The sequence below is a fragment of the Pseudomonadota bacterium genome, assembly GCA_030859565.1.
In the GTDB taxonomy this organism is placed as follows: Bacteria; Pseudomonadota; Gammaproteobacteria; order JACCXJ01; family JACCXJ01; genus USCg-Taylor.
Window position 1 is genome coordinate 1 of sequence record JALZJW010000116.1, and the last position, 12,436, is coordinate 12,436.

A 12,436-nucleotide genomic window follows, 5' to 3' on the forward strand; every position below is an offset into this window, starting at 1 on the left:
ATTTCACTGCCCCGACAATGCCTCAGCCCACAGTTTCTGACTCACTATCCCGTGTGATTGACCACCCACACGCACTGCGATAAAGTCTCACCGACGCAAAAAGGCGGTTTGAAAATACTATCCACCGATGCTTCGCTGATAGTCCACGCCCAAGCGCTGCGTGAGCGTGGCGACGTTACCCGTGCCCAGAGTGCCAAGTTCTACAATCTTTCTTGGCGCTACCTCACGCAAACCGTCACTGACCGACAGGGCAATCAGCGCGCGCTCGATGGCACCCTTTATTTTGGCGGCAATGCTAACCTGTTCGATCAGGTCCTCGTCGCGCGTGGGCTACTCGCCGGCCCCAGCCGGATCAAGGTTGTCGAGGCGAGCGCCAAGATCGAGACCTTCCCGGAAATGGTGGACCCTCGCGTCAGCGAAGGCCCGATCCGGTTTGGACTTCCCAAGGGCAATGCGGCAGCGAACGTCAACACTGCTGGCTTCAGCGACCACTTCCCGGTATCGGTGATGATTGACGAAACGTGACGTAACGCCACTAGTTCCTATTGCGGTCTCGCCGCGCGCTACTTAATCCATCGCTGAGGTAAACGGTCGATTATTGCTGCTTATCACCTGGTCGCATTCCGACCCACAGCGGTCACTCATGAACTGTAAGTAGATCGCTCTCTAACCGGTCATTCAGAACACAAAGCTCTTGTCCCGTCATACGAGTTTTGGAGAAGGGCATGCCGGCCTGTCGCATACTCCGTTCTAAATCAGGACGTATGCCCAGCCAAATCAGACATCTCTTCGGCTAGATATGAATATTCAGGAAGGACAGGCTCTCGGTACATGGCGGACACAGAAGGACACCTCTGCCGGACAGGTAGGGCCGGGTCACAGGGGTCAACGGTGCGGAGTGTCAAGCTTTACAGCAAACTACGTGAGGCGGGGGTGGATGTGGGCGAGCGCTTAAGCCTCTGGCACGTTGGGACGGCTGTGAGGAGACCATGACTGCCAACCGGATTCGGGAAAACCAACTGTCCGGGATGATTGATAGGGGGGCTTGCGGAAACGTGGGCTATGGTCAAGGCTATACGGGCACATCAAGCGGAAACGCCGAAACAGACAAGCCTTCACCTAAGGTTGCACGCGCTGCATTTCTATCCCGACCCGGATGAAACCCGCACATCCGGCCACCTAGCTTGTCGATGGCGGATTGCCTAACGGCGAATCCGCCTTACGGGTTACGGGTTCACTGCGGCAGGGTCAGAAGCGCTTCGGAAGCATGGACCGTGCTAACGCAACGTGAAAGTCCGTGCGCTCATCGGTGTTAGCGGGCGGTGCCGTCGGCCGGAGCCGCAGCGTACCCCGCGAAGGTGACGTCGCTTTCCGCTCCGGCCGCTGGCGGAGCAGAGGGTCGGGTAGTAGCTCTGGCCGGCCCGGGCGCCCTTCGTCGCGGTCCAGCGCCGCCCCCAGATGGTTGATCATCTTCACCCGTGGTCCGAACGCCCCGAACTGGTCCGCGTAGAACCGGGCCCGATGCCGGACAAGGATCGTTTTGATGATCGACGTGTGGTCGAACACCGCATGGGAAACAGAGCCGGGGTTCACGAACGGCGAGATCACGAAGGTCGGCACGCGCGGCCCCATGTGGTCCGCGCCCTGCGGGTGTATGCGCGGCACCTTGTTCAGCCACTCGGGCGGTCCCAGCTCTGTGCCTGGCGGCGGCACGTGGTCGAAGAATCCCCCGTGCTCGTCATACGTGATCACGAGCAGCGTGCGCTGCCACTGCGGGGAACGCGCGAGCGCGTTGTAGACGCGCGCGATGAACTGCTGCCCAACTGCCAGGTCTGCCGGTGGATGGTCGTCGGACGCCTGCTCCAGCGGCGGCACACCCGTGAAACGCGGCTCCACGAACACCACCGGCGGCAGCGTCCCCAGCTCTGCCTTCCGCTCGAAGCCCTCATCTGGGTCCAGGTAGGGCAGCACGTTCTTGTCGTCCAGCCGGTACCTCTGGTACATGCGGATCATGCTCACGTTGTTTTCGTAGTAGTTCCAGTCGATCCCTTCGCTTGTCAGCGTCCCGAAGATCGTCGCGTTACGCAGGAAGCCCAGCCGCCGGTCATCGACATCGAAGTTCTCCAACTGCGGGCTCGTCCCCGTGAGCGTGGCCCAGCGGTTCGGAAATGTCGGCCCCGGGTGGGCACAGTGCCACCGGTCGCAGACCCTATACTCCTCCGCCAGCTTGTAGTAGTTTGGGATCTGCCGGTCTGTGTAGTAGCTCAGCGCGAACTGCGGGTCGCCTCGCCCCAGCAGGTCGGTCGCGAAGCCGCTCATCGCGCCGTCCGCTATCTGTACCTTCACGTGGCTGAAGGAGTGGTGCGGGTCCGCCCGGATCTGCGTGACATCATCCCGCAGCATATTCGTGATCAGATTCATTTTGACTCTGTGCTTAGATCCGTCTTCAATGTAGCTGTTGCTCGCTCCGTCCGGGAAGCCGTCGTACTCCTCGCCCCGCACCGTTCGCAAGTAGCCCAGCATGTGGTCGAACGACCGGTTCTCCATCATCACCACCACGATCGTCTCGATTTTGTCGAGCCTCGCGATGGACACTGAATCCCCCAATTCGAACCCTGCGGGCACCGCGCCCCGCTGACCGCGATCCACCGGTCCGGTCGGTTCCACCACGATGACGCCGCCGTCGATAAGCGGGCGCGTGTCTCCCACGACGGGAGGGGGACGCCCACCCACAGGCTGCCCCTGCGGCGCGGGCGGAATCATCGCGCGCCGGTCCGCCGGGTCGTGCGTATACCGCACGAGCACGGATGTCTCGTTCGTGCGTGCGTCAATAAAGATCGGCGGCACATCGCCGAGAAACGGCGCGATGTGCCCCAGCATCTCCGCAAAGTACCGGTGCAGCAGCCCGATGTGCGCTTTGATCCCCGACGCCAGCCCCGCGAGGATCTCCTTGACGCTGGGGACAAGGCCGAACGATGCTAAGAGCTCGACTGCGCCTTCATAGTGCGCCGATGTCAGGAGCAGCACGTGGCTGCTGCTGAGCCCCACCTTCTGCCCGAACGCGAAGTAGCAATGCACGGAGACGTCCTCGATCGACCCGGCATCCTCGAATAGCGGGATGAGGTTCGTCGACAAATCAATGTCGGAGATGAGTGCCGTGATGTGGACTGCGACCATGTCCCGCTCGATTTTCGCTTTCCAGTCGGCCCGCCACGCGTTGTTCTTCTCTCTGGCAACCTGCTGGGCGGATCCGGGCTGCATAGCCAGGATCTGTTTCTCCACTTGCAGCCAGTACTTGTCCACGGCATCGCGGACCCGCGCGCCCGATACCACCTCAGCATTGATCGACTGAAGTTCGCCCTCTGCGTCGACGAAGTTGGGGAGGTCTTCCGTCTGTTCGAGCAGCGGGTGGTCGTCCTGCAGGCCCAGCATCTGCGCAAGTTCCTCGCCGAAGCCGAAGCGCAGCGTCCCGCCGTGCGCTTCGGCGTACGGCGCTAACGCGTTGATCGCTACCCCAAAGGAGTGGTTGAGCACGCGCAACGGCACCCGCGTCTCGCCGATGAACTCGCGGTCCCGCACGAGCTCTATCCCGCCACGCGCTGTCACGATCTTCTCCGTCTTGTTCGTCACGCGCAGCCGCCAGCGTTTGGGTTTCTGGGCGATCGGCCCGGCATCAACAGTGAACCGGCTCGCCTCTTGCCCATCGAGTTTCTGACCGCCCGCCGTTTTGATCGTCCGGACGGGCTGCTTTTCCTCGCCCCTGTAGATCTCTACGGAGATCCCAACGCAGTTGAACCATATCTGGACGCTGCCCGGCCCCTCGTTGTCGATATTCGCGGGATCGGGCTGGCCGCCAATGACGCGATGAAACGACGGGTTGTGGAAGTCGAGGCTTGTGACGCTGACGGTAATCGTCCCTCCGACGACTTCTGCGATGACATCATAGAAATCCCGGGGCTGGAGCGTTCGCCCTTTGCTCGCACCGGCGAGGAAATGAACCTCGTTCCCGACGAGCTTCACGTTGTGGTCGGTATATACGGACATGCCTCCTCCTTAAAAATTGAACATTCACAGCCTTTTGTTAATAATATCGAGGTCCTAAGTAATAAGCATTTATCCGTCGTGCGCAAGCGAGATACGCAAAACCGGCTCGGGCGGTAGCGCGCATGACGGATAAATGTCTGTTGGACTAAACCGCGACGGCACCGGGATTGTCAGTCTGGATCAGTTTGCATTATATATTAGGGGATTGTATTCCCGGATAGGGAGCTTGTGGAGTCGCAGGCGTGACAGGGCGGGTGAGTTGGTGGCCTGGGCGGGGAAAGCAGTTGCGTTTTGGCCGGCTCGTGCGGGCAATTTGCGTGCGTGATCGTGGCTTTTCTTACGGTCAAGGCGAGCGCATTCCCAGAGACAGAAACCGCCCGGCGTGACTGGCCGAAGCGCGGAGGACAGAATGCCAGATATTACTGATTTTACCAAGCCGTACTACGGGTTGTCCAACCTCTCAGGTGTTACGAAGGTCTTGGTTATCCTTTGGGATCCACACCGTACCGCACATCCGGCCCCAAGCAAATCCGACATTGACACGCTTATTTTCGGGAATGCCCAAAGCGTCCGGGCGTGGTTCGCCGAGAACTCGCTGGGCCGTTTCACAATCGAGAAGAAGGCGCTCTTAGGCTGGTACGACGCGAGATATCCGTGGGAGTTTTATTGGCGCGTAGGGCCCTTTGCTCCACCCTCCAACGCTAGTGACCCTCACTATTACGTAGATGCCGACGGGAATATTCGGTATCTCGATGACGAGGGATTCTATAAGGGGCACACGCACTCATGGGCAGAAGCCATAGGCGACAAGGCCGATCCAGATTTCGACTACAGCCCGTACGATAGTGATGGCGATGGCGTCCTTGAGAATAACGAGCTTCCCATTTTAATCGTCAAGCCCCAGAACAGTCCCTTTGGTACGAATCGGCCTGTCGTCGGAAGACAGGTACCTCCGCAGGATCTTATTGTGGACGGGGTGAAGGTTCCCTGGATGAGCGAGGTCTATATCGGGCGGCCACTGAACCTGGGCGTGGTAGCCCACGAGCTTTGCCACCATGTGTGTCCCGGCGCCGATATGTATCCGAACTCGAACCTCCCCCCGGAACGGCGGGCACGCTCCTATTCGATCATGGACATCACGTATAGCGCGTTCCACATAGACCCATATCACAAGCTCAAGCTCGGATGGGTCAACCCTCGACTGATTGATCGGAGTGGTTGGTACACGTTGCAGGACGTTGAGACCACGGGCGAGGTACTTATCCTCCACGATCCGAACCATGGATCCTCAGAGTTCTTCATCGTGGAAAACCGTTGGCCCGGAACCTCATTTGACCAAGGCCTTCCCGCTGCGGGCCTTGGTATCTGGCACATCATCGAAGACCCTTCGTTGAAAACAGACTGGGGGCGGCGTGCTGTCGGCCTTCGGCGAGCCAACGGCGGTACTCCGATCGACGATGCTATGGCACTCTTCAATGGCTCAACTCCTGTGCTCGGCTACGACCTCGACGACGAGTCGGCGCCCCAGAACCTCCGATTTCGCAACAATTTGAGGAGCGGCATCAGGATCGCTAAGATCCCAGCCGCTGGCAAATCGATGACATTTTACGTTGACGTGCCCCCGACGTGGGGCACAGTGCAGGTCGCCGAGGGGAGTATCAATCTTCTCCGTGTCCACGACCGGGGCGGCTACGGTCCGTCCGACGGGCGGATCGACACGGAGTGCGTTGTGCGCATGGACAGCCTGCCAGCGATCGCCTTGGGTCTACCACTCGAGGTTGATACCTTTGGCGCTGCAGGGAGGGGCATGCTGCAGCTTCTCAGATCCGCCTACGTTGGCAATCGGAAGATCCGCGTCGAGTTCGTAAGAACCGGAACGATCACGGGCGAACTCGTCCGCGCATACCCATTGTGACTCTCACAACAGAAGGAGGAACCGTCCTATGGCCATCAAGCAACAGTCTGGAAAGCTCTCGGTGCTCCGCGTCCACAAGAAGGGAACTGGATATGGTCCTCCAGGCGACCTGATCGACGTTGAAGTCGTCGTGAAGTTCAAGAACAGTTCCACTCAAGCATACGGGTTTCAGCTACGGCCCGGGGATCTATTGCCAGCGCACGAGGGTATGTTGGAGCTCCTGCGCGATGCCTTCATGAATGACATGAAGGCTACAATCGACTACGATGAGAACCCCGGGAAGGAAAACCATTTGCTGTTCCGTGTATGGCTGGAGCGCTGATTATTCTACATGTTATCTGGCCCGGTCACACGGGCACTACTTGCAGCGCCCAGGACATCCTGGAGAGAGTTGTGTGTTCAGAAGCGATAATCTTGACCCGAGCCGCAGGGTCGCACACTTCCTCGACGGCTAACCAGTAAGGATTGAAACGACCATGGATGGTCGTTTCAATCCTTACTGGTTAGGCAGAATAATGGCAATGCAAGACCTGATCATCCTTCTCCTCCACTTTGGCACATCGCGATGCCGTTGGGAAGGGGAGGAGTCCATACCATTATCCTACGAGCTGCCGTGATGCTCACGGATACTGTCCGACAGGAGTCGAATGCTCGTAGGCGACGTTGCTTCCCTGCCGTCGGTAGCGGATCCGGAAGGAGAACTGATCGGACGGATCGACACTGTCCCGGTTCCAGATGAACGTGGCCGACGGTCCGTATCCGAACACAGTCGACCAGGAGGTCGTGCCGACCCTGCGAGCCTGCAGCTGATATTCGAGCCGCGTGATGCTCGCGCACGTCACCGGTGTGGCCGGGGAGATCGCGACCCGGGCGGTGCCCGGGGTCGGCACGAAGGAGAGGCCCGGCGTTGTGCATGCAGCCGAGCCCGACAAGCTGCTGACGGCCTGGATCGTCACGGCCTGCGTCTCCGCGATCGGTGGATCGCCGGCCAGAGCGTCGCGGGATCGCATGAACAGCCGGAAGGTGTGCGCGCCGGGGAGCGACGCCTGCGGTGCCCACTGCAAGGGTGCGTCGTCGCCGAAGTCGGCGAACAGTATCAACCCGGCGGGGGTCACCCGGTTATAACGCAGCACGATCTCGTAGCGGCTTTCTTCGTCGTCGCTGATGTACTCGCGCAGCTCACGATACTGTTGCGGGATCTTGTCGAGCGAAGTCACCTTCACCTCGATACCTTTTACTCTACCCGATTTTGCGTACTCGTTCCCGCCGGAACTAGCGGTGCTCGTTTCGCGGACAGTTAGGAGAACGTCGTCCGATAATTCGGCAATAAAGTTACGATTAACATATGATTTATCCAGCGGAGTTAGTTATATCAGGGAACCAATCGGTGTAGTGTGTTGCGCCGGTCTTAAGAGGTTTACCGCGTCATCTCGGATCACGTCGCAGCCGCTAATGCCGCGGCCAAGCCGTTAACGAAACTCGGGGCGGCAGTCGAGGCCCCCGAGTACGAGCCCATCGAAGGCTCACACATTTGACATGTCACCGTTCGGTTCGCCTCCAATCGAGCGCCTTGTGCTTGCATCCATGCCTATCCGGTTCGCGCCCAACGGTACTACCGATTGGTGGTTACGCCTTACCCGAGTACTACTCATAGGGGTCTTGGACGTCAACCGGATAGGCATGCTTGCATCTTTCCAGCTTTGATCTGTCCGGGAATGTCCTGACCACGACCGTAGTAGATCTCATCGGGTGTTTGACCGCGGAATGCCGAGTGGGGATCTCGGTGTTGTGGGCATTGACATAGAACTCTACAAGGCGTCTCACCGTCGCGACCGAATCTAACGTATTGAGATAGAGCCACTGGTTGTGGCGCGCAATAATTCTCCGGCGGCCTATTTTTTAGGTCTTGAATGCGCCCTAGCGATACCGTGAGAGTTCGGTGTACGCTGAGCCAATGGAATTGCTTGGCCACCTTGTACGTTGTCTGCGAGAGCTTGCGGGATTGTGCCGCACGCTCGTTACGGATGGTTTGCGCTTTGTCGTCCTATGTGCATGCCCGCGTGCTTCCGTGGCGGCGGAAAACCTTTTTCTCCGAAAACAGCTGGCTTTCTATCAAGAACGCTAGGTAAAGCCGCGGCGCTTTGATAACGTGTCCCGCTTCATGCTGGTGCTCCTCTCGCGTTGGTTTGCGTGGCAGGACGCCCTCGTCAATGTCACGCCGAAGACCTTGATCGGCTGGCATCGTGCTGGGTTCCGTCTCTTCTGGCGCTGGAAATGTCATCGCGGACGACCGCCCATACCCGAAGAGGTCCGGGTACTGATTCGCCAAATGGCCCGAGACAACGTCTCCTGGGGCGAGGAACGGATCGCCAACGAACTCTTGCTGAAGTTCGGGATCCCGATCTCATCGCGTACGGTCCGGAAGTACATGCCCAAACGCCCGCCGGGCACACCGCGAGGTGATCAGCGTTGGTTAACGTTCATTCACAATCATGCCCAAGCAGTTGTCGCCTGCGATTTCCTGACCGTCGTCACCGCGACCTTCCAATGCCTGTACGTCTTCGTGATACTCGAGCTTGGAAGACGTAAAATCCTGCACATCAACGTCACGGACCACCCGACGGCCGCGTGGACGCTGCAACAGCTTCGAGAAGCTATTCCGTCAGACCATCCGTACAAGTATCTCCTCCGCGACCGCGATCAACTCTATCAGCTGACCTCGACCGATCAATTAAGAAGCTTGGCCTGCGGGTATTAAAGAGTCCTTACCGCAGTCCACTCGCGAATTGTATCTGCGAGCGTGTGATCGGAAGTCTACGGCGCGAATGTCTGGACTTTCTCATTCCACTGACGCATATGCGTTTGCCTCGAGTTGTAAAAGAATGGGCAAGCTATTACAACACTTCACGCCCTCATATGTCGCTGGGTCCAGGGATCCCAAGCCCGCCTGAGACCTTACCCATCGCACTCGGAAAACTGCGACATCAGTTTTCCGAGAATCTGCGGATTTGTGCGCGTCCCGTTCTAGGCGGCTTGCACCATGATTACCGGTTGATACTGGCCGCAGCATAAGTCCGGAAGGTTTTTGCGGATAACAATCGGTGGTAGAGGCGCGCGCTTGCGCCGCCTCCTTGCCCTGCTTCTCCTTGATCGTCGCCAGTTCCGGCAGCCGCTCCAGCGCTTGCTCGATCCGCTCTTTTCGCTCCCGCATCGCACGCTCGCGCGCCGCTTGCTCGCGCCGCCTCAGGGCGCCGGGATCCTCCTCGATCTGCCGCTTGAGCACTTCCACCTGTTGCCGCGCTTCTTCCAGAGAGCGCTCCAAACTTCCCTTGCGTCGGAACGAGGCCGCCCCAGCACTCGCCCGTACCCGCATGCCATCTTGGGCCACCCGCTTGAGCTTCACCGCGCCCGCCGCCATGAGGCTCGCCACGCTGTCCGTCAGCAAGTCGTCCAGCACCTCCCCATGCCCCACGCGGAAATCCGCCAGGGTGTGGTAATTGACTTGCACACCACCGCAGATCCAACGGTAGGCATCGTGCTCTTGGGTCAGACCCGCCAAGGCGCGCGGACTGCCCACCCCCTCCAGCGTCGCATACAGCCACAGCGCAAACAGGATCTCCGGGGCAATCGCGGTACGCCCCACACCGCCTTCCCGCACCTTGATCCTTCGGGTCCTCGGCAAAATCTATGGGTATTCCGTTAACTCCCTCTCCCACCCGGGGCCCACCCGGGAGAGGGCGGGGGTGAGGGGATCTCAACCAAGGCAGCGCGAATACTCTCCAACACCGCGTCAGCGTCTCCAAGCACTTCATGATTCCAGAATCGAAGCACGCGATAACCCAATACCTTGAGATATTCAGTCCTCTGCAAGTCGTTCGAGACCTGCTCGGCATGCTGGCCACCATCGACCTCGATGACAACTTTGGGCTTCAAGCAGAGGAAATCCACGACGTAGGGTCCAAGGACCTGTTGACGCCGAAACTTGACGCCGTCGAGCCGTCGACCGCGCAATCGACTCCACAAGCACCGCTCCGCCTCGGTCGAATTCTTCCGCAGCGCCCGGCCAGACTGTTCATCGGTCTCTCTATCCCCTCACCCCTGCCCTCTCCCAAAGGGAGAGGGCGTTAACCGTGGCGCACTGACCTTGCCTCGAAATCTCGAACCCGAAAACTCGTGGCCAGGCCTAAATAAACAGACCCAGATTATCATGCGATTATTGCCAGACCGTCTCTGACCCACAAATTCTGCGGAAGAGCCGATCTTTCGTACATGCCGCTCAGGTCCTGACGCTCCACATAGCCCCACACCATCCGCGCCCGATGCCCCTCCGGCAACAACGATTCCAGATCGCTAGCCCGCAGCTCCATCTGCAACCGGTTCGGCATCAACACCCGCGCCGGGACCTTGGCCACCGTTCCGCTCTTCTCTCCTACCGTCGCTTCAGGAAGATCATCAAATAACTTCGGTGTTTCCGTCGCCATAACCGTTTCGTTCTTGTGAAATGACCAGAGCATTATACCTCGGCGCGCCGCAATTAGAATCTGGAAGTTGGGTTTTTTCACAGCCTCTCAGTGCGGCGGTACCTTGAAGATCATCGCCGCCATCGAAGATCCTCCCGTGATCGCCAAGATCCTCGCTCATCTCGGCTGGTCCGCCCGGGCACCGCCCCGAACGCCAGCGCGGCTATTCGAGCTATTCCAAATAGCCTGATCCTAAAACGAACACCCCACCCGGTTCGGATCCCTGAGCCGACAATCCCCCCTTGGCCTACACTCTCACCAGACCTCACATTGTCTCGAAATGTGGCGCCTCGGGCCAACCGACTATATCTCCATTCCTCACCACCGACTCGCGTGATTGACATGCCACAGCTTCAGCAGTACTCGACGTAAAGAAATCATGGTGATAGACTTTATCCTCTCTACGAGGACGAGTCTGGTGCAACAAAGGAGACCCCATGACGCAAGAAGACGCTCACACGCCAGTCAAACCTAATGGCAGCACTATTACCATCCTTGACCAGCGGATCAGCTTGGGTGTGACGCTCAGACGTTCAGGTTTCGAGGACGCGTTTGTGGCCCTCGTCGGAGTAAAAGCGCTGCATTACGATAGCGCCAGGAGCCTGAGCAAAGATGCCATTATCAATTGTGCAAAAGCGCTGACAGCGCATGCGGATATTCCCCTAAAGCTCGCCGACGTTGTGCAGATGTTTGTCTTCACAACGCAGAAGGATGGCGATCCTTCTCGCATCCCACTCGGTAAAACGCACGCGTTTAGCGTGCTCACTGCGCGTCGAAAACAGCTTGAACATCACTACTACGAAAGACGTAACAAGCTTAATTTCAAAAAGTACGTTCCCTTTTCAGGCTCGTTAATCGGTCCATTCGATATGGATGATATTCGGCTGCTCCACTTTGCACGAGCAGGGGACAGGGAGCTTCCTGCCTACTCCACGGTCTACGAGCTTAATTCTGGAGATTGGGGCTACCAGAAAGGGAAATGGCAGAAGAACATTCCACTGAGGGTAGCGCTGCTTCGAGACCGGAACAGGAACAAGGGCGGCACTACGCTTGGGCTGTACGGCAACGCTGTTTATCGGGCGATCATCGGTGTTGATGGGACGTTCTGTGGCGGCAACCGCGATTGTCCAAAGGGTTCTGACAGTTGCAGCTCGGCTCCGGGCGGACCCGAGATGGTATGTGGGATAGCCGCAGGTGGCGATGTCTTTGTTGACTGGCTGCGTGAATTTGAGCGCAACCACATCGCCGTGACTGAGCCGGTTGATCTGCGGTTGCTGCACGACTTCCGCGGGCGTGTTGTTGCCCGTGTCGGCAGGCTTGCCAACTTCGTTTCGGCATACTACATCGCTGCGCTCTTCCTCAAGCGCGACCGCAATCAACTCGAATCTTATGCAGCGGCGGTTCCACACATTCAACGGGCGATGCGCCAACTCTTGCGCGGCCCTGGCTCGGCCATTATCGTGACCGACAGCCTTAGCGATTCGCTGTCGGAGATAGTCCGAGTGCATCGCGATGTGGACAACGCAAGCTTTCAGCGTATTCTGAAAGGGCTAAACGCTAGGTTGAAATCGTGGCGCAATCTGACGAAACGTGAACTACTTGAGAGAGTCAGAGATTGACATGGTGCGGTTCCTGCAGAAGCGACTGCGCTGAACATTCCTGTTTTGAACAATAAGCCGGGCTGCCCTCCGGGCTCTTTCGTTTGGCCCTCTATTAGGGAACCTCTGCAAAAGTCCACGATCTGATCGGTAGGTTGACCGAACAGAGCCGAGGACGACAATGAGCAAACAGATGACACTGGGCACGGGTTTCGAGAAGTACAGCAAGACTACGCGTCGGGAGAAATTTCTCACCGAGATGGACCGCATTGTGCCGTGGGGCGAGCTGAGCGCGCTGATTGCGCCGGTGTACCCGAAGGCCGGAGACGGTCGCCCGCCGAAGGAGCTGGAGATGATGC

At 58.5% G+C, this 12,436-nt stretch carries 12 protein-coding genes and 1 pseudogene; 7 read left to right on the forward strand and 6 right to left on the reverse strand.

Going from position 1 to position 12,436, the window contains the following annotated elements:
- The first annotated feature begins 108 nt into the window (after positions 1-108).
- A complete protein-coding gene (locus M3436_15415; protein ID MDQ3565447.1) occupies positions 109-525 on the forward strand; it encodes a hypothetical protein in 417 nt (138 codons plus the stop codon).
- A 723-nt stretch (positions 526-1,248) separates the two neighbouring features.
- On the opposite strand, the gene M3436_15420 is transcribed toward M3436_15415, so the two are convergent.
- Complete coding sequence (locus M3436_15420) at positions 1,249-4,044, reverse strand: hypothetical protein (protein ID MDQ3565448.1); 2,796 nt, start codon at positions 4,042-4,044, stop codon at positions 1,249-1,251.
- 409 nt (positions 4,045-4,453) lie between these two features.
- Here M3436_15420 and M3436_15425 point away from each other — a divergent pair, with 409 nt between their 5' ends.
- Complete coding sequence (locus M3436_15425) at positions 4,454-5,959, forward strand: hypothetical protein (GenBank protein MDQ3565449.1); 1,506 nt, start codon at positions 4,454-4,456, stop codon at positions 5,957-5,959.
- Positions 5,960-5,987: 28 nt separating this feature from the next.
- A complete protein-coding gene (locus M3436_15430; protein ID MDQ3565450.1) occupies positions 5,988-6,281 on the forward strand; it encodes a hypothetical protein in 294 nt (97 codons plus the stop codon).
- A 298-nt stretch (positions 6,282-6,579) separates the two neighbouring features.
- Here M3436_15430 and M3436_15435 read toward each other — a convergent pair whose 3' ends face one another.
- Positions 6,580-7,182, reverse strand: a complete 603-nt coding sequence (locus M3436_15435; protein ID MDQ3565451.1) for a hypothetical protein — start codon at positions 7,180-7,182, stop codon at positions 6,580-6,582.
- 421 nt (positions 7,183-7,603) lie between these two features.
- Complete coding sequence (locus M3436_15440; GenBank protein ID MDQ3565452.1) at positions 7,604-7,783, reverse strand: hypothetical protein; 180 nt, start codon at positions 7,781-7,783, stop codon at positions 7,604-7,606.
- A 325-nt stretch (positions 7,784-8,108) separates the two neighbouring features.
- On the opposite strand from M3436_15440, the gene M3436_15445 reads away from it, so the two are divergent.
- Entirely contained in the window at positions 8,109-8,717 is a 609-nt protein-coding gene (locus tag M3436_15445) for a hypothetical protein (GenBank protein ID MDQ3565453.1), read from the forward strand.
- Positions 8,718-8,761: 44 nt separating this feature from the next.
- Positions 8,762-9,031, forward strand: coding sequence for an integrase core domain-containing protein (locus M3436_15450; GenBank protein ID MDQ3565454.1), 270 nt, complete (start codon positions 8,762-8,764; stop codon positions 9,029-9,031).
- A 25-nt stretch (positions 9,032-9,056) separates the two neighbouring features.
- On the opposite strand, the pseudogene M3436_15455 reads toward M3436_15450, so the two are convergent.
- The 3 genes and pseudogenes from M3436_15455 to M3436_15465 all read right to left on the reverse strand — a co-directional run bounded on the left by M3436_15455 (position 9,057) and on the right by M3436_15465 (position 10,521).
- A pseudogene (locus tag M3436_15455) lies at positions 9,057-9,611 on the reverse strand (transposase).
- A 47-nt stretch (positions 9,612-9,658) separates the two neighbouring features.
- Positions 9,659-9,982, reverse strand: a complete 324-nt coding sequence (locus M3436_15460; GenBank protein ID MDQ3565455.1) for a DUF559 domain-containing protein — start codon at positions 9,980-9,982, stop codon at positions 9,659-9,661.
- A gap of 182 nt (positions 9,983-10,164) precedes the next feature.
- Complete coding sequence (locus tag M3436_15465) at positions 10,165-10,521, reverse strand: hypothetical protein (protein ID MDQ3565456.1); 357 nt, start codon at positions 10,519-10,521, stop codon at positions 10,165-10,167.
- Positions 10,522-10,916: 395 nt separating this feature from the next.
- On the opposite strand from M3436_15465, the gene M3436_15470 reads away from it, so the two are divergent.
- Both M3436_15470 and M3436_15475 read left to right on the forward strand, forming a co-directional pair.
- The gene (locus tag M3436_15470) at positions 10,917-12,098 is read left to right on the forward strand and encodes a hypothetical protein (protein MDQ3565457.1); all 1,182 of its coding nucleotides are present in this window, start codon (positions 10,917-10,919) and stop codon (positions 12,096-12,098) included.
- A gap of 160 nt (positions 12,099-12,258) precedes the next feature.
- The coding region (locus tag M3436_15475) for an IS5/IS1182 family transposase (protein MDQ3565458.1) at positions 12,259-12,436 on the forward strand (178 nt) is incomplete at its 3' end.